Genomic DNA, 26,327 nt, shown 5'->3' with positions numbered 1-26,327 from the left:
AATACACGGCGAGCATTTCAAAATTGTTCCTTAATCAGGCACCCCATCGGGGTACAACACCGACATCACCTCTCCCCATTCCCTGCGCCCCATCCCGCTTCCCTCCATACTCACTTTCTCTCCCCTAAGCATCCTCCTGACAACTTCAAGCGCACTCTTGGACAGGGTACTAGACTCCAAATGATATTCCACAAACGCGGCGTGCACCATGGGGACCCATAACTTCACTATTTCCAGCATCTTATCAGCATAAGCCCTTATCTCATACTGCGCACCAATGCCGGATCTTAGCGCCAAAAATCTGAGCAAGTTATGTAGGTTAACCTTCCAATACCACTGGGTATAGCAATTTAGCGTAAGATTCATTCTGGCAAGTTCCCGAGCCAAACCTTTTTCCAGCAGCGCCTCATAATCTTCATACATGAGCTCAGAGTTGCGTCTGAAGAGCTCTATAATTTCTCTTGCATCATCAGAGGGTAGTGCAGCGCCCCTACCCTGGGCGTTGTTTGTTGATTGTTCAGCAATCTGCCCTTCGTCTGGAATGTAGAATTCGCGATCCAACACTGAATATCTAGCGGAGTATTCATTGATGCTGGCAGTGCGGTGCCTGACCCACTGCCTAGCGACAAAAATTGGCAACTTCACATGAAATTTGATCTCGCACATTTCAAACGGAGAAGTGTGTGCGTGGCGCATAAGATATCCGATCAGCGCCGCATCCTGACTAGTGCGCTTGGTACCCCTGCCGTAAGACACGCGCGCCGCCTGAACAACAGACTCATCAGAGCCCATATAATCGACAACCCTGACGAAGCCCTTATCAAGAACTCTGTGCTCTTGGTGCATAACATCCTCAAGCGCATGTACAACCACGCGTTTTGTGTACCCAATACCGCCTGAGTCTTCTTCCACCTAAAACTCCAATCTTTTAAGCATAAGACGCTTAATCTCAGATATCGCCTTAGCGGGATTTAAATCCTTAGGACAGGTTTTCGTGCAATTCATAATAGTGTGGCACCTATACAGTTTAAACGCATCATCAAGGGAGTTAAGGCGCTCATCGGTAGCCTCATCTCTACTATCTACCAACCACCTGTAAACTTGCAGCAGGGCCGCGGGCCCCAGATACTTGTCAGGATTCCACCAATAGCTGGGGCAGCTAGTGCTACAACTCGCACACAAAATGCAGTCATAAACACCATCTAGTTTGCTCCTATCCTCAATACTTTGAAAGCGCTCACCAACCTTTGTGGCAGGATCCTTAGCCTTGAGCCACGGACTTATAGACTTGTACTGCTCGTAGAAACCGCTCAGATCCGGCACTAGATCTTTGATGACATCCATATGGGGTAACGGGTAGATCTTTACATCCCCGTCTACATCAGAAATGTATTTAGTGCACGCCAGAGTGTTGGAACCATCAATGTTCATCGCGCAGGACCCGCAGATACCCTCCCTACAGGACCTCCTAAACGTGAGCGTAGAGTCCACCTCATTCTTAATTTTTATGAGCGCATCGAGAACCATCTGCCCACATTTATCCAAGTCGATATAGAACGTATCTATTCTTGGGTTTTCGTCATCGTCCGGAGACCACCTATATATTTTAAAGCACCCAACACGCTGGGCACCCTCCGCCACATTGTATACCTTGCCTTTCGGATTAACTTCAGAACCTCGCGGCAGAGATATCTGCACCATAGGTCACACCCCCACTAACACCCAAACTAGTATACCCGCTTCTGAGGGGGAAAATACTCCACCTCATCAGTAAGGGTGCTAGAAGCCACACCCTTATAGGCTATCCTCACACCATTGGTTTTGCTGTCATACCAAGCCATGGTGTGCTTCATCCAGTTCTTATCGTCACGCTCAGGGAAATCTTCGCGGGCGTGCGCCCCCCTGCTCTCAGTACGGTTCGCAGCACAGTCCATGGTGATCACAGCCTGAGGCAACATATTAGTCAACTCCAGAGCTTCAACCAGATCACTGTTCCAAATCATACTCCTATCGGTAACAGACATGTCACCAGCCATGGAAGCAACCTCACGAATTTTCTGCTTTCCTTCATTTAAAATCTCGGCAGTACGGAAAACCGCGGCATGATCCTGCATAACACGCTGCATTCTGTCACGTACCTCAGCAACCCTGGGGCCCCCACGAGAAAAACGCAGCTTATCAAACCTATCAATGATCCCATCCACGAGCGATTCTTCTATCGGAGCATGAGGCGCTCCGGACCTTATTACATCCTTTGCCCTCAGCGCAGCTGCTCTTCCAAATACCACAAGATCAAGCAAAGAATTGGAGCCAAGCCTATTAGCACCGTGCACAGAAACACACGCGGCCTCACCTATCGCAAAAAGACCCGCTACCACCTTACCTTTTTCAGAAGAGAGAACTTCCCCATGGTAATTCGTGGGAACCCCGCCCATGTTGTAGTGCACAGTGGGCAGGACTGGTATAGGATCCTTGGTGACATCAACGCCAGCAAACGTCTTGGCAGTTTCGCTTATTCCCGGAAGTCTCTCTTTTATCACTTCGGGATCAAGGTGGGCAATAGACAGCAGAATATGATCCTTCTTCGGGCCAACACCCCTACCCTCGCGTATCTCTATTGTCATAGCCCTGCTCACAACATCTCGAGAGGCAAGATCCTTAGCCTTGGGTGCATAGCGCTCCATGAACCTCTCCCCCTCAGAATTCAGTAGATATCCACCCTCACCACGGCAGCCTTCAGTCATCAGACAACCGGAGCCATATATCCCAGTAGGGTGAAACTGAACAAACTCCATGTCCTCCATGGGAAGCCCAGCCCTAGCTACCATACCCCCACCATCGCCAGTGCAAGTGTGTGCACTAGTCGCGGAGAAGTACACCCTGCCATACCCACCTGTTGCCAGAACTACTGCGTGTGCACGAAACCTGTGTAGGGTCCCATCGCATAGCGACCACGCCACAACACCGTGACACACGGCATTGTCCGCACTCATAATGAGATCTATTGCAAAATATTCGACAAAAAACTCTACTTCATGTTTCAGTGCTTGCTGGTACAGAGTGTGCAATATTGCATGACCGGTTTTGTCTGAAGCAGCACAGGTCCGTATAGCTAACTTGCCCTTACCGTATTCCGTAGTCATACCCCCAAATGGGCGCTGGTATATCTTGCCATCCTCAGTTCTTGAGAAAGGAACCCCGTAGTGCTCTAGCTCCACAATCGCTTCCATTGCGTTCTTACACATGTATTCTATGGCATCCTGGTCCCCAAGCCAGTCAGACCCCTTGATGGTATCAAACATGTGCCAGCGCCAGTCATCCTCAGAGATATTACCAAGCGCAGCGCTAATACCGCCCTGAGCAGCAACAGTGTGACTTCGCGTGGGAAAAACCTTGGATACACAGGCAACCGACAGACCCATGGAGGCCATGCCTACAACCGCGCGCAGCCCAGCGCCCCCGGCGCCGATAACAACAACATCATACTCGTGGTCTATGACTTTATACGCAGACCCAGGCTTCCCCACGGTATAAAAACGCAAAACTACAACGGCCCCAGCGTACCACAATCACCTCCGCAGTCAACAACAACTTGGCTTCTTCAAAGTGCTACAACTGCACATAATCACAAGCAATCTGGGCACTTCGGCGCAGCGCTGTCAGACTTCGCACAAAAACACAATGCCAATTTAAGTTGCGTTACTACAAGTACATACCCTCTGCGATTCTGCCACCAATGTACCAATACCAACGCTGTTTTTAGGCTATTTGCAACCTGAGCACGTATGCGCAGAACCTGGGCCACTGGGTGGTACAGAGCATCTACAACCACTAAGATTTGTGCTGCAGAAGCTGTAGTTTGACCAACCTTGCATACAGGCTGTTTTCGTCCCGCATTAACGCGTTATGGGAGCCAACCTCTTTAACCACTCCGTTGTTCAACACAACTATCTTGTCCGCACCAGTCACCGTAGAAAGTCTATGTGCAATAACTATGACCAACTTACCACGCATGAGCTCATACAGCGCAGTTTGCACTTTATTCTCATTATCAGAATCCAAGGCAGAAGTTGCCTCATCCAATATCAGGGCTTCAGGGCGCCTCGCTATAGTGCGCGCTATTGCTATCCTCTGTCTCTGCCCTTCAGATAAACACATCCCTCTTTCTCCGACGAAGGTATCAAACTTGTCGGGGAGTCCGTATATAAAATCTGCAATACTGGCCTGCTCTGCCACTTCTGCTAACTGCGCATCTGTGTATACGCCTTCGATGCCGTAGGTTATGTTATCCCGTATGGTGCCGGAAAATATTATTGGGCTCTGCGGCACTATACAAAACAGGGATCTCAGGCTACGCAAGGAAATTTTCCTGATATCCACTCCATCAATGGTTATACTCCCGGAGCTTACATCATAAAACCTCAAAAGAAGATCTGCTACGGTACTCTTACCTGCGCCAGAATACCCAACTATTGCCACTTTTTCCCCCTTACGCATGGTTATGCTAACATCATGAAGTGCCGGTGTGTCAGCATTGCTGGGATAGAAAAATGTGACGCTATTCATCGATACGGCATCCTTTATCTCACTAACATCCACGCATCCCTCAACATCAGACATGCCCACATCCATGCATAGTAACTTCGATATGTCTTCAGCAATCCCGGCAGCTTTTTGTAAGTCTTGCATGTTATCTCCTATGCTATTCACCGCTCCAGCAGCCAACGCTGCATAAAAAACGAACGACAACAGGGAGCCGGCACTTATGTGTTGAGCACTTACCTCATTTATGCCCATCCACAGAACCACGCCGATGGATCCGGCAGCCGAAGAAAGAATCAGGGTAACCAAGAGCGCGCGTAAGATCGTATATTTCTCAGCAATACGGAAAGTTTCATCCAACAGCTTTGTAAATTTGGCTTTTGCTTGCTCTTCGGCTGTGAACGCCTGAATCACACCTATGCCTCTACAAGTTTCCTCACTGAAGTGGGCCAACTTTTCCGCCTTTTCACGTAGGACGCGAGAGAAATGCTTCACACGCTTTCCGAGTACAGCAACAATAGCAAATAGCGCGGGCAAGGCCAGAACTACATGTCCTGTGAGCTTGAGATTCGTGTGAATCAGCATGACTAAACTTCCCACAAAAACGGTTATATTCCGCAAAATCACCAGCATGCTACCACTTAGAATAGTATGCAATACAGTCGTGTCAGTGGTAAGTCTTCCCGTTAGCATAGAAATGCTGGTATTCTCCAGAACGCTTTGGGACAGATTTATAATCTTGCCGTACAGCCGTTTCCGCAAATCACGCACCACCAACTCGGCCCCGCGTCCTGACAGCCAGATCCGCAAAAACGAGCTCGCTGCCATAGTCACAATTAAGGATAAAACAGTGAGCAGGGGTTTAATGTTGGACCCAGTATCAAGCAGACTTGAGTCCACCAGTACGTGCATACCACGTCCCAAGGCTAGTATAGCAAGGGAAGAAGTAACCGTCACAACATACGACAATAGAAAATACAAAAGATGTGGCCTTATGTAGGAAAGCAGAACCCTCATTGCGATACCCACTCTAACTATTTCGGAAGATCAAAAGCTGCGCACATATCTTGTTTCACGAAGGAAAACAACTCCTGCGCACCCCTTTCACTGTACCACAAGTTACTGTCTGTATCGTACAAAAAACGCACCGACCCACTAATCGGAGACGCAACCCATATTTGAGAGGAGGGGGGGTGCCAGTTAATCAAATAGGTGGTTTCTCCGTACTTAGCCTCAAGAACTCCATCGCCCACGTCACATTCAATGCGCCCATCCTCATCTGCAGCCTCTATCGCGGATAGCAAAGCACTCAAAGTCTCCCTAGCTATAATCCCAAAATCAGGGACAGATTCGTTGCTCATTACGGAAAACACGCCTCAACCACAGAAACCCCACATGAATCCGCTTGATTCTCAGAAGACAGCACGCTCGGCAGGTCACTACCGCGAAACACGCTTATCGAATACCCATGCGGTGGCAGTAGGGGCTTAGCACACTGCATGAGCGGGAAACGCCTCCATGGGAAGGCTACGCACGAGATTGCTCACCTCGCTCCTAACCTCTGCTTCAACCACAGACATATCCTCCTTACCCGCAGATAAAGCATCGATAGTCCTTATAACCAGGCGCCCAATTTCTTCGAACTCGGCAACTCCAAGCCCACGAGAAGTTTCTGCAGCAGCACCAAGCCTGATACCGGAAGTAACCCAAGGCTTTGCCGTGTCGAAGGGAACCGCGTTCTTATTACACACTATACCAGCCCTCTCCAGGGAAGAAGACGCATCCCTACCCGTTACACCCCTCTCCCTCAAATCTAGCACTATCAGATGGCTATCGGTTCCACCGGTAACCACACTCAGTCCCCCGGAAGACAGAACACCGGCAAGTGCGCGCGAATTAGCCAACACTTGCTGAGCATACAGCCTGAAATCCGGGTGCAAAGCCTCTTTGAACGCTACCGCCTTCGCGGCTATAACGTGCATCAGCGGCCCACCTTGCATACCAGGAAATACCGAAGATTTGATCTTTTTGTGCATCTCTTCGTCATCGGTCATTATCACAGCACCCCTAGGACCCCTCAGAGTTTTGTGCGTGGTGGAAGTAACAACGTGCGCATATCCGAAAGGAGACGGATAACATCCAGCAGCAATCAAGCCCGAGTAGTGCGCTATATCAGCTAGAAAGTATGCACCAACTTTGTCCGCTATCGCTCTGAAGGCCGCAAAATCTATTTTTCTTGGATACGAAGACGCCCCAGCGATTATCAAAGCGGGCTTGGAAGACAAGGCAAGGGACTCCACCTCATCCATATCTAGAAGGCCAGTGTTTTTGTCAACGCCGTAGGACACCGCGTTAAACCACCGCCCAGAAACATTAGGGGCCGCACCGTGGGTCAAATGCCCGCCACAATCAAGAGACATGCCAAGAATCGTATCACCAGGCTTTAGAAGCGCCATGAAGACCTGCTGGTTGGCCTGAGAACCGGAATGCGGCTGCACATTCGCAAACCTACACCCAAAAAGCCTGCACAGACGCTCAACGGCCAGATTTTCCGCAACATCTACAAATTCGCATCCGCAGTAATACCTACTACCTGCATACCCTTCCGCGTACTTGTTGGTAAGAATAGAACCCTGAGCCTGCAGCACAGCACGACTCACAAAATTTTCCGATGCTATCATCTGAAGCAAAGTATTCTGCCTTTTGAATTCTGCCGATATGACATCAGCAACCTCGGCATCGCAAACCCCTATATCAACATCGCTAATGTACCCAACCATAAACCCCCACTAAAAATTCAGTCAACTCTCCCCAAGTGAGGGATCGTCCTCACCGGCACCCTCAGCGCTGTTGTCCACATAGCTAGCGTCACCAGTATCATGCTCATCAACGACTCCCGTATCCGGAGCAGCCTGCTGCTCCGTCTCCTCCACCTGTGCATCAGTCGCCACATTCTCTTCCACATTCGCCGCCTGGTTACTCCTGGCAACTCCAAGCCTCACCCTTTCAGCCTCAGCTTCATTCTTGACCACATTCAGCTTCAATACAGCAACCAAATCGGCATGCAACTCTACGCTTATTTCATACTCTCCTGTGCGCTTTATCAGCTCACCGAAAAACACATCCCTTGGCCTAACATCGTATCCAAGACCGCACAGCAACTTTGACACATCCCTAACAGTCACAGATCCGAAAAGCTTACCGTCATCGGAAGACTGCCTGACCATAACAAGGCACTCAGACGCCAAAGCTTCAGCAACGCCCCTAGCTTCAGCCAACCGTTTACTGTTCTCTTCCTCGATCAGGGAAAGCTTGCGCTCCAAAAGCGCCAAGTTGTCTTCAGTGGCGCGCACTGCCTTGCCATCTGCCAAAAGATACCGCGCATAGCCCGGCCTGACCTTGGCGATCTCACCAGCCTTGCCAAGACCTCTAACGCTGGATTTTAGAATTACCGATAACATTCAAAAAACTTCAAAACAAAAATCAGCAGTACGGCAACAGAGCAAGGAACCTCGCTCGCTTGACGGCACGCGCCAGGAGCTTTTGCTTCCTGGAAGAGACCGAAGTTATCCTGCTGGGCAATATCCGACCATACTCCGAAACAAACTTTGAGAGCAGTGCCCTGTTTTTGTAGTCTATATCCTCATCAGGACATTGAGCCAGCGGGCAGGACCTGGATTTCCTGAAATAGGGCCTCTTGAGATACACCAACGGGGAATGTGCGCCACCTGAAGACTCACCCTTGTTTGCACCCTCTTTCCTACCTCCTTGAAGCACAGACACCTCCTTAATCTTGATCAGAACCCATCATGGCAGACCTACCCTCACAGACCTTGTCCACCTTTAAGCACAAAAACCTCAGTACATCCTCATTAAGCCTAATCCTGCGTCGAAACTCGTCCATAGCAGCAGGATCGGCACGTATATACATCATGCAGTAGTGCCCCTTGTTATTCTTTGCTATGCTGTAAGCAAAGTCCAGAAGCCCCCAGTACTCATACTTAACGAGCTCGGCACCCATCTTGACCAGCAGTGCGGACAAACCTTTCGAAAGCCCCTCCAGTTCGTATTGAGTAAGGCCCTGCTGCGCGATAAAAGCGAACTCGTAAACAGGCACCAAAAACCCCCTCTGAAAAACCTACCGGCGTATTATATACTACGGCGAAGCACAATCAAGAAATATCACGGCTCCTCTCCTTCATCCTCTTCGTCAGCCCCTTGCCCCTTGTTGCTGAGCAATTCACGCGCAGCCACACCTATCTTGTCGTATGCAAGTTCTGGTATTGCACTCCCAACATATGTGCTCGCCGCAGAAAAAAAATTATACGAATACGTGTTAGCAAACCAGGCGGGCAACGTCACTTGCGCATCGTCTGCATCACTCTCCCCGGCAGGCTGTGGAGCAAACGCATACAGGAAGATCTCCATGATAAAAAACATGCAGTAGGCAACTACTAAGCCCTTGGTAACACCAACAATCAATCCCGCAACTTTGTCCAGCGCGTTATGCCTGAGTGGGGAAAGCAGCCGCACTATTACGCCGTTAACCAAGACCGCGCAGGTCATCACACCAACAAACACAGTAACACCCGAAAGGATCCCGGCCAGAACCTCTGAGTGCACTCTAGACATGTACACCTCAATGAAATAGTCCCAATAACTAGTCGTCACGGTCGCCGCAGCAACAATGCCAGCAATGCCAAACACCTCTTTGATGAACCCCCGGACGAACCCCAGCGCAGTTAGGAGTAGTACAACAAGCGCTATAGCAGCGTCTAAAACCATAACTTTCCCGCTCACACCCGCAACTTTCTGTTGTCATAAGCCTGCACAAGTGCGATCACTATCACCGTCACAATAGACAGTGCTAAGACATAGTTCCCACCGCTATTCTTGTGCGAAATGGACAGTCCGGTCACGGAGTCTCCTCTCCACATGTTGTTAGAGACATACCCATTACTCTTGACATCAGACACTAGCAACTTACCGGCCACCAACCTCGATTTCACAGCAATACCGACTTTTTCGTTGATCATTTTAGACACACTGCCCTCAAACTTGTCGTGCATGGGCACCACTATATATTCCCCCTTGTTGCTACACCCTTTACAGCGAGCAGCAGCACGTTCATAGTTTACAAGAATTGAATCCCCCTTCTGAAGAGTAACAACCCTGCTGCCAATCTCAGCCAAAGGCAGCTCGGTACGATCATTAATCAGCAACCCAGCAAGATAGTTCGGCATCATAAGCATGAGCCCGGCACAAACCAAGACTACAGACTCATACACCCGGTTGCGCCTGACAAAATGCCCCTGCATCCCAGCACATAGTATGATAACGCTAGCCAAAGCCAGCATGATCTTGGCAGCAGCCACCCACACACTTTCCACGTCATACAGGATTAAGTCGCTGTCAAACATAAACATGAACGGAATGACCATGGTCTTTATGTTGTACAAAAATGACTGCACCCCTGTCTTGAATGAATTCGCCGACGCTATGGCCGCAGCTGCATAGGAGGCTATGCCAACCGGAGGTGTTACATCAGCCATCAAGCCAAAGTAAAACACAAACAAGTGTAGTGCCACAGGAGGAGCAGACAATCCATTTTTGTGCGCCACCACACCAAGCACGGGCACAACCAGCGTTGACACTACGATGTAGCACCCAGTAGTGGGCATACCCATACCGAGAACTATGCATATAAGTGCAGTCACGAGGAGAGCAACAAACATGCCGCCCTCGGCCAGCACATCAACAAACGCACCCATGTTGAGGCCAAGACCTGTCAGCCCCACAGTGCCAACAACCAGACCTGCAGTAGCGGTGGCCACAGCAACTGGCAGCATGTTCTTTGAACTTGTGATCATTGCCCCCAGAACTTTTCTTATTCCAGAGCATACAGACGGCAATACGCCGGATAAATCGCGTGCCCGCAGTGATGATATAACGCCCTCAGCAAGCAACATGAAAACCAAAAACATATTAGTCCAAAAACATGCCAGGGATGTAGACACCCGCTCTACTACCAAAGACCACACAAGTATGAACACGGGCACAAAGCAGTGCATTCCCTGCCTGAAGATGTGCCAAGCACTTAGATTGCCATCCAAGGAGAGGTTCAAGCCCTTAGAATCAGCTCCGCCATTATCGCTGGCCTCATCCCCCCGACAAAGCAGTAGCAGGACATAAATTATCGCTAGAATAAGCGCAACAAAATACATGCTGCTCCCACTGAAGATCGCCTTAACGCCCGGAACGTAAAACCCGCCGACGTGTATCCCATTAATTACAACATGCGCCAGCCCAAACAGCAAAGCGACAGAAGTCGCGCATATAGCAAACTTCAGCAGTGAAACAGCCCTGGATAGCACCCTCCTCCCAGGCATTGTGGTGCCCTGCACATGATCCAGCCGGCATGCCTCCAAATGCACAATCACCAGCAGCCCTATATAGACCATTATAGCGGGAACCAAAGCGTGTTTCACTACATCGGAGTACGGCAACGCCAAAAATTCCGCCATTAGAAATGCGGCTGCCCCCATAACCGGCGGCGTAATCTGCCCATTTACGCCCGCAGAGACCTCGATAGCAGCAGCCTTTTCCGGAGATAGCCCCACTTTTTTCATCAGAGGAATGGTAAAGGAGCCAATAGTGATCGTATTTGCAACAGACGAGCCGGACATCATCCCCATAAACCCAGAAGCAATCACAGCCGCCTTTGCTGGGCCACCGACTGAGTTCCGCAGCAGAGCAAATGAGAGTCTCATAAAGAATCCGCTGGCACCTGCCTTGTCCATAAGCGCGCCAAAGAGTACATACAAAAACACGAAGTTACATGACACCCCAAGAGCAATGCCGAAAACCCCCTCCGATGAGAGCCATTCGTGCGAGGATATGGAGGCAATCCCATGTCCCTTGTGCGCCAGCACATCCGGCATGAAAGGCCCCAAAACTGAGTATAGTAAGAACGACGAAGCCACAACAACTATGGGAAAACCTATAGCCCTTCTAGAGGCTTCTAACAAAAGCACAATACCCAATGTGGATACAACTATATCCACAGTGGTAGGCATCGCTACCCTAACAGACAGGCTATCATAGAATACGAGAATGTACGCAGCCGCGCTCGCACCAACAAGTGACAAAATCCAGTCAAAGGGAGAAGCACCCTCCTTGCCGCCACCCCGCACAGCGGGCATGACAAGGTATAGCAGAAGTAATGCAAAGGACAGGTGTACAGCCCTGACCTTGAACCCTGTAAGCACCAACGAGCTAACCCCGTACTCAGAAGCAAGCCAGAAAGGTATAGGAGATGCTATAAACAGCTGAAAGAGCGCCCAAAAAAATGCAACGCAACTAACCACGCGCTCTCTGCAAACCCAAGCTGACCCGGGCCCGGGCTCCGCAACGACACTACTAAGCTTCATATCTCCAACAACCCGCCAATAACCGTAAAAAGGCCACCCAACGTGTGCCCCAAATATCATCATAGGGTCATGGCGTCAATTAAAATGAGCCTTCACAGGATCCCAAGTATGGCGTTATGGTGCGTGTAACAAGCTATTGCGCGTTGCTGCAGCACACTCCGCAAGTTACAAGCAGCCCAGCACAAAGGGTATACCGCCCCTGGAAAGTTTTCAGGCTTTGGTGTAACATCAGAGCCCAGGGCATCCTCGGTGGTTTAGTGTCAACAAAAGTAATTTATTCTTGCCAAGCGTGCGGAAATAACTCTCCCAGGTGGACCGGCAGATGTACGGCCTGCGGAGCGTGGGACAGCATAGTAGAAGAGCTAGCTCCCAAAAACAAGTGCATACCACGGATTCAAAAAGAGCCTCCCCGGGTGCTGCCCCTATGTGGCGAAACCACGGAATCTGCGCACAGGCTCTGCATAGGAAATGATGAGTTTGACAGGACATTAGGTGGCGGCATAGTTGCCGGTAGTAGCACGCTAATTGGAGGCGAGCCCGGCATCGGCAAATCTACACTAATGCTGCAGGTTTTTGCGGCTTTGGCAAGGCAGTCTTGCAGTTGTTTGTACGTTTCCGGAGAAGAATCTATAGCTCAAATAAGGGCAAGGGCGAGCCGGCTTAAGATCAGTGAACCATTAATACAGTTAGTAGCCACGCAGTCTCTCAGTACGGTGTTGAGCGCAGCATGCTCTGATAACTTTGGGTTCTTGGTGGTGGATTCGATTCAGACCATACACGATGAAGAAATCCCTTCTTCTCCAGGAACCATTCTACAAGTCAGAATGTGTGCGCACAAGCTTATCACACTGGCAAAGCAGCGCGATATTGGGCTGTTCATGTTGGGGCAAATAACTAAAGATGGGGCAATCGCTGGGCCGAAGACTTTAGAACATCTTGTGGATACGGTCCTGTACTTTGAGGGAAGTAATGGAGACAAGTTGCGTATACTCCGCACTGTCAAAAACAGATTCGGGCCCGCAAACGAAATGGGAGTTTTTGAAATGTCCACGTTAGGTCTGCTCCCCGTGCAAGACCCATCAATGCTTTTTCTGGGCCAATCTCCGAGAAAAGGCATCACGGGCAACGTTGTTTTCGCGGGTATTGAGGGCTCCAGGCCCATATTGGTCGAGGTACAGTCACTCATTGCAAGTACTTATGCACCCAGTCCACGAAGAGCAGTTGTGGGGTGGGATATTAATCGCCTGGCCATGGTAGTTGCGGTACTCAATGCCAGGTGCAATATGCCCCTAACAGACAAGGAAATATACTTAAGCATAGCTGGAGGCCTTAAAATATGTGAGCCAGCGTCTGATCTGGCCATAGCAGCATCTCTTATGTCTAGCATTACAAAATCCCCCACACCATCCTCAACAGTTATATTCGGAGAGGTTGCACTATCTGGTGAAATAAGAAGTGTTACAAATGTGAGCCTGAGACTGAGAGAGGCATGTAAGCTTGGCTTCAAGCGAGCAATTGCACCCCAAGGTAGCAAAGAGGGAGGTTGCAACTTCCCAATTGAGATTCAGGAAATTGCGCACATAGGAGAGCTAAGTAGGCTTCTTTCATAGGTACATTATGCGTGTAATTGCCGCCACAGTACTCGCCATGTTCTGCTTGCTGTCTCTTGTGTCATTCTGGGCATATTACAATCGCATCCCAAAAGAACCCTACGGGATAGTTCTGCCTACCCTAGTTGGTGCAGACGAAGAATTCCGCACGGACGACATAAGAGGAGCATACGTAATGCACGTGTTTGCATCGTGGTGCACAACTTGTCTCGAAGAACACAAGGTGTGGATGGAAATCACAGAAGGAGCAACGATGCGCGTATATGGCATAGCTTACCTCGATATAAAACAAAAAACCTTGGAGTGGCTCGAAAACCACGGCAATCCCTACACAATGGTAGCTGTAGATTACTCTGGCAGGTCAATGAAAAAGCTCGGCGTAACTGGAGTCCCCGAAACACTGGTTTTTGACCAGACAGGGCGGATGGTTGCGCATATCACCGGAAGCATGACCCGTGACCTGTGGCGGCGTATATCTACGCTAGTTGATTAGTCCCGTGGTACACACTAAGGTGGACGCTGTGGTGCAAGAGCGCGCAGACAGCGTGGAGATGGGGTAAAGTCTGTATTTACCAAACACATAAAAAATGCTATAACCTGGGCTGTTGCAAGTTTTCAGTAATGGGCGTAGAACTTTCAAAAATAAGGGAGCTGCTTGTCGGCGCGTTCCCGGGCAGCGTTGTGCACGTCAGCCCTATGGCTGACGACGACGAGCGTTACGCGGTGAGGGTGGTGTCTGGTGCGTTTTTGGGGAAGTCAAAACTTGAGCAGCACAGGATGGTTTACAGTGCACTCTCGGGAGTGGACGTGCATGCGTTGCAAATACAAACAGAGGTAGGTGAGCAAAATGGTGAGTGATCTTGTTGCAGAGAGGATTAGGAATGAGATACAAACTAGCGACGTTGTGCTCTACATGAAAGGGACTGCTGATGCTCCACAGTGCGGCTTCTCTGGGATTGTGGTCGAAGCACTGCAGCGCACAGGGGTCAAATTCAAAGATGTAGATGTTCTCAGAGACCCAGAGTTGCGTGAGGGTATTAAGAAATTCGCTGACTGGCCAACGATACCGCAGCTGTACGTAAAAGGGGAGTTTGTCGGTGGGTGCGATATAGTGCGTGAGATGTATAACAGCGGGGAGTTACAGTCACTGCTGCGCGATAAGGGTATAATAGTATAGCGGGCGTTACCGTTATGTTTGAGCATGCAAAGCGCAGACTGGCAGGCCTAAACGCACAACTTCGCCGTCACGATGTTTTGTATCACGGATTAGACGCGCCTGAAGTCACAGATCACCAGTATGACCTACTGGTACAGGAGAAAAAAAGGCTTTTAGAAGAGTTTCCCGAGGTTCACCAGTATGACGACTACGTAGACGTAGTTGGCACACCACAGACGGACCCGAGATTCGCCAAGGTACCGCATTTAGAGCCTATGTTGTCCTTGGAAAATGCCTTTACCGTACAGGACGTGGAAAAATTTATCGCCAGGGTGAGGCGCTCCTTAGAGCTAGGTCCGGATGATGCACTGGAGATGTCCTGCGAGCTAAAAATGGACGGAATGTCATTTGCCGCACTGTACCAAAATGGGCAGCTCACTAGGGTTGCAACTCGAGGCAATGGCCACTGTGGAGAGGATATTACCAACAATGCAATGGGTATTCGCGGCCTGCCCCACAGGTTGGATTGCGCACCCACAACCCTTGAGGTACGCGGTGAGATATACATGCATCACGAGGATTTCGAAAAACTGAAGGAATCCTGCAATTTTGCAAACCCGCGCAACGCGGCTGCGGGGTCCGTACGCCAGCTTAACCCCAAAATTGTTGAGGAGCGTAACTTGAGATACGTAGCTTATTCTGCAATCAATAGCGGGCTGGGCACCCAGCGGGAGATTTTAAAACAACTAATCAAGTGGGGGTTTCATACAAATGAGAGGGTTTTGTTTACCCACTCATTAAGAGAGGCAATTGAATTCTACGACGCAGTCTACGCGGCCAGAGGTAAACTCGGTTATGACATAGACGGAATCGTGTACAAGGTAAGCAACATTGATTTCCAAAAGCTGCTTGGAGCAACGGGTAAATCGCCTCGCTGGGCTATTGCATATAAATTCCCCTCCACTGAGGCTAGAACTAGGCTGCTGGACATTACAGTGCAGGTTGGCAGAACCGGGGTTGTAACCCCAATCGCGGAATTGGAGCCAATAAACATAGGAGGTACCGTGGTCTCCAGAGCAAGCCTGCACAATTTGAATGAAATCGAGCGCAAGGATGTGCGCATTGGAGACTTGGTCGTGGTAAAGAGAGCCGGCGAGGTTATACCCCAGGTAGTTGATGTAGATAAGACCTGCCGCAGTAGTACATCGAACAAGTTTGTATTCCCCTCAAATTGTCCATCATGCGGCAGTAAGCTGTACCGAGAGCCTGGTGAGGTTGCTTTGCGGTGTCCCGCAGAGTTGTCGTGCAAGGCTCAGGCCTTAGAACGAGTCAGGCACTTCGCATCCAGAGATGGCCTGAACATAATGGGCTTAGGTGAAAAGCAGATAGAGTTCTTGTGTAACATGGGGCTGATAAACAGCATCGCAGATATCTTTGCGCTCGAGGAAAGGTTGGACAGCTTTGACCTAAGTGCAGAACACGGCTGGGGGGAGAAGTCAATCACAAACCTACTCGCTGCCGTGCGTAACAGCGCAACCGTCGGTCTAAGTAACTTCATATTTGCACTAGGCATAAGATTCATAGGCAAGGGCACTGCCAAACTAATTGCAAGGTACTACATATCCTATGAAAACTGGCATCAAGCCATGCTATCACTCCCTCACGGCCAAGGCACTGTACGGATACACGGCCTTGGAGAAAAGAGCATAAGCTCCCTTAGAACATTCTTCTCTGCAGAAGGGAATCTTGCTGTGCTAAAGTCTCTGAGAGAAAAGCTCAACATCCTAGACGAGTCGCTACCGGAGAGCAGTGGCACATCACCCATTTTTGGCAAAACCGTGGTGTTTACTGGCACCCTGGAGCATATGTCGAGGACGGAAGCGAAGCTACAAGCAGAAACCTTAGGAGCAAAAGTTGCAAACTCCGTCTCTGCAAACACCTGGTTGCTGGTTGCAGGCAGCAATCCTGGAAGCAAGCGCGCAAAGGCCTTGAGTCTTAACATCAAGGTAATTGATGAACGAACCTGGATGCAGATGGTGGAAGAAACACTCTCCAAGTAAATCTGATGCCGCAACCTGCGACTTCACAGATCAGGTATGTGCGTTCACGATGAGCCGCATCTGTCCGCGAAAGTTTTCAACGGCAAAAGTTAATCTGGTCTCCCCTGTAATAAACTTCTGAGCCTTGCATCCGAAAAACTCATGCCTCCAGCCGTGCATTACATTGCTGGGTATCTTGTTGATCAGTTTTACAAGTTCAACTTTTGAGGCAACCAACTTCTGCGAAATTTCATGCTCTCTGCACATGCTGTTCAGTAGAATGAGAAGGGCATTCAAGACCGGTTTATCGTGATTCATCAGCTTGTACGGCCCCAACTTCTTGCCAGCATTACCCTCCAATATACCAGACAAACTGAAGGGCAAATTGTCTAGGTACGAGCTCCCCCCAACATATTTGTATAACACCCCCTCATCTCTGCTACAGAAGAAGTCTTTAGTTGCACAAAGTACACCCTTGGAATTCATCACAGTATTCCGATTCACATTGAATAACCTGGCAACCTTTTCTCTCCATTCAATTATTGATCGTGCGATGACGGCTTCGGCTTCTCCAAGTTCTGAAAAGAATTCCATACCTTCCAACAGAGCGTCATAATTCTCCACAGATACCCCAGCAATCCCTTCCATTTCCTCAAAAAACCACGCTAACCTCCCTTTGTCGGCCAAAATATAGCGCAATACCCCATAGAGCTCATGTAGGTAAATTACATCATCCAGAGCATAGCGTACTTTATCTTCAGACAACGGCCTGTGCGACCAATCTACCCTCTTGAACAATAGTTTGTTGAGCTTCACTCCCAAAAACTGCTCAACTAGCTTTGAGTAACCCACAGAGTTGTCGTGGTATTCACATAACATCGAAGCCGTTTGAGTATCAAAAATGGGCCTAGGAAGGCGAGAAAACCGCTGCGACAGGGCATCTAAATCCTGGCGACAATCGTGGAAAACCTTGAATATGCCCTCATCGTCAAAAATTTCCTGCAGCGGCAACAAATCGAGTCGATTATCGAGCGCATCAACCACGCATTGCCCACCTCGGTATGCCATCTGCAACAAACACAGTTTTGGATAATAGTCGTTAAAACCCCTAACAAACTCCGTATCTATGGCCAAACTTTCAGGCCTATCACGCAGCACTTGCGTGCAGAATTGTGACAACTCGTTAGTTGAGCGAATTAGCACTATCGCGCCCATTTAACAGAAAAGTTACCAGGACTACACCCGCATCATCTTGGTTCTGGAAACTAATAGATGCGCCGTGTTCGTCCAAAATTTTCTTAACAATCGCAAGACCCAGGCCGGTACCCTGGTCACGAGTAGTAACGTAAGGCTCGGTGAGCCGGCCAATCAAATCTTGCGGGAACCCCACACCATTGTCTCTCACTTCCACTGTAACACTTTCAGCGCTCTCGGCAACAGTCACCACTATGTAGCCGCCATCAACATCTACCCTCGCGTCTATTGACTCACAAGCATTTTTGAATAAATTGATAAACACCTGCGTGATCTGCTCCTTATCCAAAAGGACAATCACTTCCTCGCCGGGAAACCTAAGGTCGTAGTCTACCGCTTTCTGGCCAAATTGTCCCGAAAAGCTTATTTCCCGCAATAATGAGCATATGTTGTGCATCGCGAACACGGGATTCGGCATTCTTGCAAACTTTGCAAACTCATCAACTATCCCGCTGATACTTGAGGCGTGCTTCATTATCGTGCCGGTATACTTCAGAAATGTCTCTCGCCCCGACGCTATCTGCGCGGCATATTTGTTGTGCAGCCTTTCCGCGGCCAAGTAGATTGGCGTTACAGGATTTTTTATCTCGTGAGCTATTCTTCTGGCCACATCTGACCACGCAGCCTGTCTCTGCGCTTCCACAAGCCCAGAAATGTCATCGAAAGTCATGATCAGGCCCTGCGCACCTAACCGCTTCACGTGCACAGAAAGCGTAAGCGAACGGTTGTCCCTGATAATTGTAATGTTCTCTTTGTCTGAAGACTTGCTGAGCATGTATAGGGCCTCGGGAAAAATGCGGCACATTTGCCCGTGCAATTTATCGAAGGACAAAAGCTCGCAAGCCCTATCATTCATTAAGGTCACATAGTCACCAGATAGGGATAATGCCATAACGCCAGATGAAACCCCTGAAAGAACAGTTTCTATGAACTCTTTTCTGCTGTTTATTTCCTGATACGCCCTCTCTAGTTGTAAGCACTGTAAACCTAACCGCTCCACCATTCCATTAAACGCCATGACCACAGTTGCCATCTCTTCGTCCAGCACTTCCTTGCTATTAATCTTGCAGTCAAAACTGCCGTCCCGAACTTTCTTAGTGGCCACCAGCAAGCTAGATAGTGGGCCAACAATGCTCCTGGAGAGTGCCACACCTAACCATGTAGACACGAACAGTAACATTAAAAACAGGAAGAGGAATACTAACGAAAACTGGATCTGCAGCACAGACAGCTGGAGCCTCATATCCTTTTGGTAATCAGGCATATCGAAAGCGCTGCTGTAACTTCCAACCAAAGTTCTTGCTGCAACAACGTGAGTTATTTGCGGAAAATTCAATGGAGCTACCATATACGCTAAGCTAGTCTCAGTGTCAGAAACCTCGGAAACTTTTTTGTCGCGATGTGTTCCCATGGCGGGAAAGACAGCGTGAGGCAAGCCGACACCCGCACTGGGGGAAGAAGAAACAATCACCCTTCCCTGGCCTACCAGCAGTACCTCCGCAAAATCGAACATGGCAGCACCTGTTCGTACCACCGCAACGGAGTCGGAAGAATGTGATAAGCTGCGATCGAGGTATCTAACTAAGCGCAACATATCAGAAGCCAACATTGTAGCAAGGAACTCACGCCCCGCACCAAGCGCGGCGGAATCACAGGAAGCAATCGCGGGGCCAACGCTGTTGTAGAACCACGCCCGGACACCGTAATCGAAAAACAAGGACGAAAAGCCCGACACAACCGCAGCCGGAACTACACCTACAACCACAAACGCAAGAACCACGCGGGCCTGAAACCTGAAACCCAGCTCCCCCTTTCTGTACCGTATCCAGGCACGAACCATGCCGTAAGAAAGCACAAGCAGCAAGAGCAGAAACAGCAGGAACCCAGCCAGCAGGAACCCAGAGCTCCTACCCGAAACCACACGCCACACGGCAGGCGCATCAGAAAACAACACCAGGAGGACAGCACCTAACGCCAACAGGGATAGCAGGACGCCGGACGACCCTATACTACAGAGGACCACCCAGAAACGCCGCAACTCACCCCCACTTAAACCTCACACAAAAGCCGTACGTACCCTACTATTCGGACAGCACTTCCAGGTTCACGGCAGAGACTTTACCATTGCTCTCGTCCAGCTGGTACCGCACTCTCTGACCCTCTCTGAGGTTGTCAATCCTACTCCTTTGCAACGACGTAATGTGGACGAACACATCCTTGTCGCCCCGTCCAAAGCCGGAACCACCGGACTTACCATCATCAGACCCATCCTTGCAAATGAACCCATATCCCTTTTCCACGCTAAACCACTTAACGTGACCGGTGTAGAACGCCTTCTCATCCACTAACTGAGACATCAAAAAACCCTAAAAATCAGACAAACAGCCACAGCCAACCCGGAGACCACGTCCCCGCTGAAACCCTAGGCGCCCCGAGGTTAGCTCCTAACATATGGTATTGCAAGCGAAATATTATTCACCCACACCGCTGCGGCGCTCAGTGCCAGTTTCGCAAAAAGTAAATCTACAAAGTAATTCCTCGCAATCAGCTACAAATGCAAATTCTATAGCCGAATCTCGCCATTGCACAAAGCACTGCTCTGTGACTAGCGCTTCGCGTGCAATCTCATACCAATCAGGTAAATACATGCTTGGGTACTTCATTACTCCGTATATACAAACCACGGTAGGTAGCCGCACTTGTCATTCCCATGCAAGTATGCAATACTCGGCACCTTCCGCGTCAAGATTGTCAACTAGATGAATCACCTGTTCTGTTTCGGATACGGATACACGGCCGGTTTTTTGGCAAGGCAGCTCCTGCAATCGGGATGGAAGGTTAGCGGCACTTACAACACCACAAGTCGCACAGAAAGGCAGGTTGCTCTTTTTAGATACGGAAATTTGGAGCTTGAACACACACTGCGCGAGGCGTCACATGTTCTGATCTCTATTCCCCCTTCTGGTGATGACGTGTTATCCAGATATGCATCTGCGCTGCGCTCCGTAAGGTGGATAGGGTATTTGTCCGCGACAAGTGTTTATGGAGATCACGGAGGACGGTGGGTAAGCGAGACATCGCCAACTCACCCCACAGAAGATTCGGGTGTCGCAAGACTGCGCAACGAAAACCTGTGGCTTGGCTCGGGTTTGCCCGTGTGTATATTTCGCCTCTCTGCAATATATGGCCCCGGTAGAAGTGTCATCGAAAAGCTTTTAGACGGGGCAACAATTCCATTTCGCCATGCAAGGCGCTTCTCCTCGCGCATGCATGTAGAGGATATCGCCAACACCTTATCAGCCTCAATCTCGAACCCGCGACCTGGAAACGTCTATAACTGCGCTGATGATCTCCCTACCAGATATGCCGAAGTCATAACATACGCGGCCTCACTACTCGGAATGGAGAGTAAGTTGGCACCTGAACTTAGCAGTATTTGTGACACTTCCCCAGACTTGCCGCCACCTGAGCGTAGGGTCAGCAACGATAAAATCAAGCGTGAGTTGGGTGTTGCGCTACATTACCCAAACTATAAGATTGGCCTTCAAAGCATATTGCATACACATGGGCGTTGAGCCGCTTTTAGGCTACTAGGGCCATAAAAGTTGTAGCGATTTGTTGAGTTTTAACTTGCGTTCATTGAGGATTAGTTGTAGGGTGAGGCGTCTGGGATGGTTTTGTGCGTTCGGGGTGTGCTATGTCGGCGATGCCTGACTATTGGATAAAGGAGAAGGCGTTAAACGAAGGGATGATTTCTCCATTCGTGGATCATAAGGAAAACGCCGGCGTGCTATCATACGGGCTCTCTTCGTATGGGTACGACGCCAGGGTTGATAGCGAGTTTAAGATCTTTGCTAACACGCACTCGGTTATTGTTGATCCGAAGAATTTTCCCCAGGATAGCTTCATAGACAAGAGGACCGATGTCTGCATCATTCCTCCAAACAGTTTTATGCTTGCGAAGACTGTGGAGTACTTTCGGATTCCCAAAGATGTCATAGTAATATGCGTGGGCAAGTCTACCTACGCCAGGTGCGGAATTGTTATAAACGTAACGCCGCTTGAGCCTGGGTGGGAGGGGTATGTTACCCTGGAATTTTCCAATACTTCCCCCTTACCTGTTAGGGTATATGCGTTTGAGGGCGCGTGTCAGTTTATCTTTTTGGCAGGAAACGGGCAGTGCAGTGTATCGTACGATGAGGTCAACGGAAAATACATGAAGCAAGGCGGTTTGACTCTGCCTATAGTGGGTTAGCCGTGGCTGAGGCCTCGCTGCACGTTAGAGGGAGCAGCAATCCCATATGTGGTAAAGTTGTGGCCAACGGCGCGAAGAATTCTGCTCTACCCATCATGGCTGCTTGCCTTTTGCTCAACAGAAGCGTAGTCTTGGCCAATATGCCTGATCTGCTTGATGTAGCCGTCATGTGCGAGCTTATCGCAAGCCTGGGAGGGAAGATAAGCTTTCTACGCAACGCGCGCGAAAAGGCAAATCACAAGATAGAGATCAACTGCAACAACCTACGCAGCTGGGTAATTCCACATGAGATCACATCACAGATGCGCGCCTCCTGCCTTACCCTAGGGCCTATACTCGCAAGAATGGGAAAGGCGGAAGTCGCCCTGCCAGGGGGATGTAGCATAGGACAGCGCCCGCTCGACATGCACATATGTGCACTAGAAAAAATGGGAGCCACAGTAGAAATATGTGGAGATCGCGTAAAGTGCTCTTCGAATGGCAGGGGGTTGGTAGGATGTCACATTGACTTCAGATCCGTAAGTGTGGGGGCAACAGAAAACGCGCTGATGGCTTCGGTTACAGCAGATGGAGTCACAACAATCAGCAATGCAGCGGTTGAACCTGAGGTTGTAGATCTTGCGAACTTTTTGGTCAAAGCTGGAGCGCAAATTTCCGGAATAGGCACCAAAACACTGACGATTCGCGGAGTTAAGCAGCTGTCCGGCTCCGATCACGCAATAATACTAGACAGGATGGAAGCTGGAACCTACGCGTTGGCTGCAATGTCAACTGGGGGCACAGTGCATATTGTTGGGGCAACTTCCAACATGCTTGGTTGTTTCGCACAAGAGTTGGAAAACATGGGTGGCAAGGTTACAGACGTACCGGATGGCTGCGTAGTGTCGCGCCGCGGTGCTTGCTTAAACCCGGTAGTTCTGAACACAGCACCTTATCCAGGTTTCCCCAGCGATATGCAGGCACAGTTTGCAGCAGCGGCATGCATAGCAAATGGAACATCGCAAATTCATGAGCGCATATTTGACAACCGATTTTCCTACACAAGAGAGCTCACCAAAATGGGTGCGGACATACACGTACAAGCAAACACAGCAACCATCAGGGGAGTCGGGCGGTTACGCGGAGCATCTGTGCTGGCTACAGATCTCCGCGCGTCAGCAGCATTGCTAATTGCAGGATTGTCAGCTAAAGGGACAACAACTATTAGTAATGCACAAACTCTGTACCGTGGATACGAAGCAATTGAGGAAAAGCTGCGGGCGTGTGGTGCAGAGATTGAACTTATCCGTGCGCCCTCGTTATATGAAGCGTGATTTATAGGGGCGCGAGGTGTTAGAGTGCTTAGAGGTTTCGTGCATCCGTGGCAGCAAGCTGTTATTTCAGAATCTAAGCTTTACTGCGGAGAACGGCTCTGTCACCCTGGTAGTGGGCAACAATGGCAGTGGAAAAACGACACTGCTCAGAACCATAGTGGGGCTCATGCCAGCAGCATCTGGTAGCATAAAGCTTGATGGTGAGAATATCACGACTGGCAGTCAGTGCATTACTCAAATTACCTACATAGGCCATAAATCCGCGTGCACTGCCAACATGAAGGTTCAAGACATCCTAGAGTTTTGGGCGAAATGTAAGGGTAACAGCGAATTAACCGGAGCAGCATCACACTTTTTCGGGTTATATCCAGTGCTTGACACAAAATTCAAAAATTTATCCTCAGGTTGGCAAAAAATAGTTTCGTTATCCAGACTTTTGGTATCAAACACGCGTGTCTGGATCGTGGACGAGCCATTCGCAAACCTGGACCCAGATACCGTCACCATGGTGCAGAGCCTCATGTTAACCCGCGCAGAACGTGGGGGCATTGTAATTCTTACGGACCACAAAGTAGATGTGGCATTTGCCAACGCACAGATAGTGCGCTTAGGTGCCGTGCAATAGTCGCGCTTCACTCTCTGAGAGTTGGCTTGCACCCCTACAAGTCGCGTCTCCGGAAGCACGTATATGTAATTTGAGTTCATGCACAGCTGCGCGGGACACACCTAAGCCCTAAACCATGGCGCCAAAACTGGACGATAAACCTACTTGTAGCAGTGCTCGGTACTTGGAAACTTCCCGCACTTCACTTCCGCTACATAGCCGACAACGGCATCTCTTATGGCTTGCTCAAGATTTGCGAACTGCTTGACAAATTTCGGATAACGTGGTGACTGCCCCAACATATCGTCAACTACCAAAATCTGCCCGTCACACGCGCCAGAAGCCCCAATCCCTATTGTAGGTACAGGCAGCTTTTTCGTAATTTCCGCAGCAAGAGCCGCACTGATACACTCCATCACAACGCAAAACGCACCGGCCTCACATACTGCCTTTGCATCTTGCTCAATCAATCGCCGCGAGTCCTCAGTTTTTCCACGGCATTTATACCCACCAAGCTGATTGAAGTGCTGTGGCATCACGCCTATATGTCCCATAACTGGAATACCACGAGACACCAAAAAGGCAATTTCATTTGCCGCACAAACCCCACCTTCAAGCTTCACTGCATCGCACCCAGTTTCACTCAAAATCCTAGATGCGTTTCTATACGCCACCTCCGGAGAGTAATAGCTAGCAAACGGCATATCAACCACAACTATGGCCTTGTTACGGGCCTTTACAACTGCCTTGCCATGGGCAATCATCATGTCCATCGTAACCGGCAATGTGGAGTCCATCCCATATACGGTGGCCCCCACAGAATCTCCCACAAGAATTAGGTCGCAGTACTCATCCAAAATACGTGCCATGGAAAAAGTGTAAGCAGTCAGGCAGGCAATTTTTTCCAAACCCTTTTTCGCCTGTACGTCAAGTATGCCCAAGGATTCCTGCCTTGTGATCGAGAACACCGGGTCACGGTACACCAATACCCTGCAAAATGCAAGCCTCTTTTGGCCGCAATTCACACAACATATACACGCCTGCTGCAAGCACGACGAAACCCAGAACCTGGTGCATCACCGCGAGGTATATGTTAACAACGCTGACCAGGGTCACCACACCAAGTAAAAACTGTAGCACCACACACACGAGAAATAGTAATGCACCCCGGGTTTTGATGCAAAACGGCAGTAGCGCAGCATAAACTGCAATTATTACCGCAACCAATCTGTGTAAAAACTGCACTGCAGTAGCGTCACGCAAGAATTCACCGCGCCATAATTCAGCTGAGAATAGAGACCGCGGGATGAGCATACCGTCCATAGTGGGAAAAGTGTTGTAGGTCAAACCTGCGCCCAATCCGGCCACAAGAGCGCCCAAAATCATCTGTAGCACCACCAAAACAATCGCCGCCGACGTTGCAAACATCCTGATTCGCGTTGCTTCTAGGGTGCCATGTACTGTTACACATCTCAAGAAGCTATGCCACAAAATTGAGAACAACAGAATAGCGAGAAATAAATGCGCAGCAAGCCTATAATGGCTAACGCGAGGGACATCAACAAGCCCACTCTTGACCATAAACCACCCCATAACTCCCTGCACGCCACCTAGCAGTGCAACTATCAGCAACTTGGCAGCCATGCCGCGCTTGATTTTCTTTCTGATGAAAAAATAGAGCATGGGCACACAAAACACCGCGCCCAAGATTCTGCCAAACAATCTGTGCAGGTACTCTATCATATAAATGCGCTTGAAATCTTGGAGTGAAATACCAGTAGTGTTGTGTCTATACTCCGGCGTCCGCTCGTACTTCCGCTTCTCCAGCAGCCACGCCTCTTGACTCGTGGGAGGTATAACTCCAACTATAGGCTTCCACTCGGTGATAGAGAGCCCCGCATGAGTAAGGCGGGTTACGCCGCCAATCGCCACCATCAGGAGGACCATTGAGCAGCACATCCCCAACCACACTGTGACGCCAAAGTGTGCTTTCATGTCTTTATGATTTACAGCGACGGGATGATTGCACACCTGCACGTAAAGTACAATATTTTTCTGCCACCGATACAACGACGGCCAATGCGCCAGCCCTACTATACGAGTAGCAGAGACCAATCGACCCCA

Annotated in this window: 25 protein-coding genes; 9 read left to right on the top strand and 16 right to left on the bottom strand. The window is 49.6% G+C overall.

Annotated features, from left to right (window positions below; translation table 11 throughout):
• Positions 1–30: 30 nt before the first annotated feature.
• The 11 genes from thyX to OC187_RS03035 form a co-directional block, all read right to left on the bottom strand.
• Positions 31–846 carry an FAD-dependent thymidylate synthase gene (thyX, locus tag OC187_RS03085; protein WP_396124713.1) on the bottom strand — a complete coding sequence of 272 codons (816 nt, stop codon included), beginning with the start codon at positions 844–846 and terminating at the stop codon, positions 31–33.
• 66 nt (positions 847–912) lie between these two features.
• Complete coding sequence (locus OC187_RS03080; protein ID WP_262998102.1) at positions 913–1,701, bottom strand: succinate dehydrogenase iron-sulfur subunit; 789 nt, start codon at positions 1,699–1,701, stop codon at positions 913–915.
• A 26-nt stretch (positions 1,702–1,727) separates the two neighbouring features.
• Complete coding sequence (sdhA, locus tag OC187_RS03075) at positions 1,728–3,527, bottom strand: succinate dehydrogenase flavoprotein subunit (protein WP_262998103.1); 1,800 nt, start codon at positions 3,525–3,527, stop codon at positions 1,728–1,730.
• A 304-nt stretch (positions 3,528–3,831) separates the two neighbouring features.
• The gene (locus OC187_RS03070) at positions 3,832–5,559 is read right to left on the bottom strand and encodes an ABC transporter ATP-binding protein (protein WP_262998104.1); all 1,728 of its coding nucleotides are present in this window, start codon (positions 5,557–5,559) and stop codon (positions 3,832–3,834) included.
• A gap of 17 nt (positions 5,560–5,576) precedes the next feature.
• The gene (locus tag OC187_RS03065; RefSeq protein WP_262998105.1) at positions 5,577–5,903 is read right to left on the bottom strand and encodes a frataxin family protein; all 327 of its coding nucleotides are present in this window, start codon (positions 5,901–5,903) and stop codon (positions 5,577–5,579) included.
• 126 nt (positions 5,904–6,029) lie between these two features.
• Positions 6,030–7,322 (bottom strand): serine hydroxymethyltransferase, encoded by a 1,293-nt coding sequence (gene glyA, locus OC187_RS03060; protein ID WP_262998106.1) that lies wholly within the window; start codon positions 7,320–7,322, stop codon positions 6,030–6,032.
• 21 nt (positions 7,323–7,343) lie between these two features.
• Complete coding sequence (gene rplI / locus OC187_RS03055) at positions 7,344–8,003, bottom strand: 50S ribosomal protein L9 (RefSeq protein ID WP_263008588.1); 660 nt, start codon at positions 8,001–8,003, stop codon at positions 7,344–7,346.
• Between the two features lie 22 nt (positions 8,004–8,025).
• Positions 8,026–8,319: a 30S ribosomal protein S18 gene (rpsR, locus tag OC187_RS03050; protein WP_262998108.1), complete on the bottom strand. Its 294-nt coding sequence runs from the start codon at positions 8,317–8,319 to the stop codon at positions 8,026–8,028.
• A 10-nt stretch (positions 8,320–8,329) separates the two neighbouring features.
• Complete coding sequence (gene rpsF / locus OC187_RS03045) at positions 8,330–8,659, bottom strand: 30S ribosomal protein S6 (protein ID WP_262998109.1); 330 nt, start codon at positions 8,657–8,659, stop codon at positions 8,330–8,332.
• Positions 8,660–8,724: 65 nt separating this feature from the next.
• Positions 8,725–9,342 (bottom strand): CvpA family protein, encoded by a 618-nt coding sequence (locus OC187_RS03040; RefSeq protein ID WP_262998110.1) that lies wholly within the window; start codon positions 9,340–9,342, stop codon positions 8,725–8,727.
• Complete coding sequence (locus tag OC187_RS03035) at positions 9,339–11,972, bottom strand: TRAP transporter permease (protein ID WP_263008587.1); 2,634 nt, start codon at positions 11,970–11,972, stop codon at positions 9,339–9,341. Before OC187_RS03035 ends, OC187_RS03040 begins: the two co-directional genes overlap by 4 nt.
• A gap of 257 nt (positions 11,973–12,229) precedes the next feature.
• On the opposite strand from OC187_RS03035, the gene radA reads away from it, so the two are divergent.
• The 5 genes from radA to ligA all read left to right on the top strand — a co-directional run bounded on the left by radA (position 12,230) and on the right by ligA (position 16,798).
• The gene (gene radA / locus OC187_RS03030) at positions 12,230–13,582 is read left to right on the top strand and encodes a DNA repair protein RadA (RefSeq protein WP_262998112.1); all 1,353 of its coding nucleotides are present in this window, start codon (positions 12,230–12,232) and stop codon (positions 13,580–13,582) included.
• 7 nt (positions 13,583–13,589) lie between these two features.
• Positions 13,590–14,075, top strand: a complete 486-nt coding sequence (locus tag OC187_RS03025) for a redoxin family protein (RefSeq protein WP_262998113.1) — start codon at positions 13,590–13,592, stop codon at positions 14,073–14,075.
• Positions 14,076–14,203: 128 nt separating this feature from the next.
• On the top strand, positions 14,204–14,440 hold the full coding sequence (locus OC187_RS03020) for a BolA/IbaG family iron-sulfur metabolism protein (protein WP_262998114.1): 237 nt from the start codon (positions 14,204–14,206) through the stop codon (positions 14,438–14,440).
• Positions 14,430–14,759, top strand: a complete 330-nt coding sequence (grxD, locus tag OC187_RS03015) for a Grx4 family monothiol glutaredoxin (RefSeq protein WP_262998115.1) — start codon at positions 14,430–14,432, stop codon at positions 14,757–14,759. Before OC187_RS03020 ends, grxD begins: the two co-directional genes overlap by 11 nt.
• Before the next feature lie 14 nt (positions 14,760–14,773).
• Positions 14,774–16,798 carry an NAD-dependent DNA ligase LigA gene (ligA, locus tag OC187_RS03010; RefSeq protein ID WP_262998116.1) on the top strand — a complete coding sequence of 675 codons (2,025 nt, stop codon included), beginning with the start codon at positions 14,774–14,776 and terminating at the stop codon, positions 16,796–16,798.
• A gap of 30 nt (positions 16,799–16,828) precedes the next feature.
• Here ligA and OC187_RS03005 read toward each other — a convergent pair whose 3' ends face one another.
• The 3 genes from OC187_RS03005 to OC187_RS02995 are packed head-to-tail and all read right to left on the bottom strand — an operon-like array spanning position 16,829 to position 20,388.
• Entirely contained in the window at positions 16,829–17,992 is a 1,164-nt protein-coding gene (locus OC187_RS03005) for a ribonuclease D (protein ID WP_262998118.1), read from the bottom strand.
• Positions 17,961–20,054 carry a sensor histidine kinase gene (locus OC187_RS03000; protein ID WP_263008586.1) on the bottom strand — a complete coding sequence of 698 codons (2,094 nt, stop codon included), beginning with the start codon at positions 20,052–20,054 and terminating at the stop codon, positions 17,961–17,963. Before OC187_RS03000 ends, OC187_RS03005 begins: the two co-directional genes overlap by 32 nt.
• Before the next feature lie 58 nt (positions 20,055–20,112).
• Positions 20,113–20,388: a cold-shock protein gene (locus OC187_RS02995; protein WP_262998120.1), complete on the bottom strand. Its 276-nt coding sequence runs from the start codon at positions 20,386–20,388 to the stop codon at positions 20,113–20,115.
• Positions 20,389–20,790: 402 nt separating this feature from the next.
• On the opposite strand from OC187_RS02995, the gene OC187_RS02990 reads away from it, so the two are divergent.
• The 4 genes from OC187_RS02990 (at position 20,791) to ccmA (ending at position 24,224) form a co-directional block, all read left to right on the top strand.
• On the top strand, positions 20,791–21,606 hold the full coding sequence (locus tag OC187_RS02990; protein WP_262998121.1) for an SDR family oxidoreductase: 816 nt from the start codon (positions 20,791–20,793) through the stop codon (positions 21,604–21,606).
• A 122-nt stretch (positions 21,607–21,728) separates the two neighbouring features.
• Positions 21,729–22,286 carry a dCTP deaminase gene (gene dcd / locus OC187_RS02985; protein ID WP_262998122.1) on the top strand — a complete coding sequence of 186 codons (558 nt, stop codon included), beginning with the start codon at positions 21,729–21,731 and terminating at the stop codon, positions 22,284–22,286.
• A 2-nt stretch (positions 22,287–22,288) separates the two neighbouring features.
• Positions 22,289–23,599: a UDP-N-acetylglucosamine 1-carboxyvinyltransferase gene (gene murA / locus OC187_RS02980; protein WP_262998123.1), complete on the top strand. Its 1,311-nt coding sequence runs from the start codon at positions 22,289–22,291 to the stop codon at positions 23,597–23,599.
• 16 nt (positions 23,600–23,615) lie between these two features.
• Positions 23,616–24,224, top strand: coding sequence for a heme ABC exporter ATP-binding protein CcmA (gene ccmA / locus OC187_RS02975; protein WP_262998124.1), 609 nt, complete (start codon positions 23,616–23,618; stop codon positions 24,222–24,224).
• Positions 24,225–24,364: 140 nt separating this feature from the next.
• Here ccmA and panB read toward each other — a convergent pair whose 3' ends face one another.
• Positions 24,365–25,171 (bottom strand): 3-methyl-2-oxobutanoate hydroxymethyltransferase, encoded by an 807-nt coding sequence (gene panB, locus OC187_RS02970; RefSeq protein WP_263008585.1) that lies wholly within the window; start codon positions 25,169–25,171, stop codon positions 24,365–24,367.
• Between the two features lie 4 nt (positions 25,172–25,175).
• Entirely contained in the window at positions 25,176–26,150 is a 975-nt protein-coding gene (locus OC187_RS02965; RefSeq protein WP_263008584.1) for a COX15/CtaA family protein, read from the bottom strand.
• Positions 26,151–26,327: the final 177 nt, after the last annotated feature.

Source organism: Anaplasma capra (genome assembly GCF_025628805.1).
GTDB classification, from domain to species: Bacteria; Pseudomonadota; Alphaproteobacteria; order Rickettsiales; family Anaplasmataceae; genus Anaplasma; species Anaplasma capra.
This window is presented reverse-complemented; position numbering and strand designations above follow the sequence as displayed.

Excerpts from the sequence above, each read along its gene's own strand:
- thyX (WP_396124713.1), bottom strand. The coding sequence starts at position 846 with ATGCACCAAGAGCACAGAGTTCTTGATAAGGGCTTCGTCAGGGTTGTC.
- OC187_RS03080 (WP_262998102.1), bottom strand. The coding sequence starts at position 1,701 with ATGGTGCAGATATCTCTGCCGCGAGGTTCTGAAGTTAATCCGAAAGGC.
- OC187_RS03070 (WP_262998104.1), bottom strand. The coding sequence starts at position 5,559 with ATGAGGGTTCTGCTTTCCTACATAAGGCCACATCTTTTGTATTTTCTA.
- OC187_RS03065 (WP_262998105.1), bottom strand. The coding sequence starts at position 5,903 with ATGAGCAACGAATCTGTCCCTGATTTTGGGATTATAGCTAGGGAGACT.
- glyA (WP_262998106.1), bottom strand. The coding sequence starts at position 7,322 with ATGGTTGGGTACATTAGCGATGTTGATATAGGGGTTTGCGATGCCGAG.
- rplI (WP_263008588.1), bottom strand. The coding sequence starts at position 8,003 with ATGTTATCGGTAATTCTAAAATCCAGCGTTAGAGGTCTTGGCAAGGCT.
- OC187_RS03035 (WP_263008587.1), bottom strand. The coding sequence starts at position 11,972 with ATGAAGCTTAGTAGTGTCGTTGCGGAGCCCGGGCCCGGGTCAGCTTGG.
- OC187_RS03025 (WP_262998113.1), top strand. The coding sequence starts at position 13,590 with ATGCGTGTAATTGCCGCCACAGTACTCGCCATGTTCTGCTTGCTGTCT.
- OC187_RS03020 (WP_262998114.1), top strand. The coding sequence starts at position 14,204 with ATGGGCGTAGAACTTTCAAAAATAAGGGAGCTGCTTGTCGGCGCGTTC.
- grxD (WP_262998115.1), top strand. The coding sequence starts at position 14,430 with ATGGTGAGTGATCTTGTTGCAGAGAGGATTAGGAATGAGATACAAACT.
- ligA (WP_262998116.1), top strand. The coding sequence starts at position 14,774 with ATGTTTGAGCATGCAAAGCGCAGACTGGCAGGCCTAAACGCACAACTT.
- OC187_RS03005 (WP_262998118.1), bottom strand. The coding sequence starts at position 17,992 with ATGGGCGCGATAGTGCTAATTCGCTCAACTAACGAGTTGTCACAATTC.
- OC187_RS02995 (WP_262998120.1), bottom strand. The coding sequence starts at position 20,388 with ATGTCTCAGTTAGTGGATGAGAAGGCGTTCTACACCGGTCACGTTAAG.
- OC187_RS02990 (WP_262998121.1), top strand. The coding sequence starts at position 20,791 with ATGAATCACCTGTTCTGTTTCGGATACGGATACACGGCCGGTTTTTTG.
- dcd (WP_262998122.1), top strand. The coding sequence starts at position 21,729 with ATGTCGGCGATGCCTGACTATTGGATAAAGGAGAAGGCGTTAAACGAA.
- OC187_RS02965 (WP_263008584.1), bottom strand. The coding sequence starts at position 26,150 with ATGGTCCTCCTGATGGTGGCGATTGGCGGCGTAACCCGCCTTACTCAT.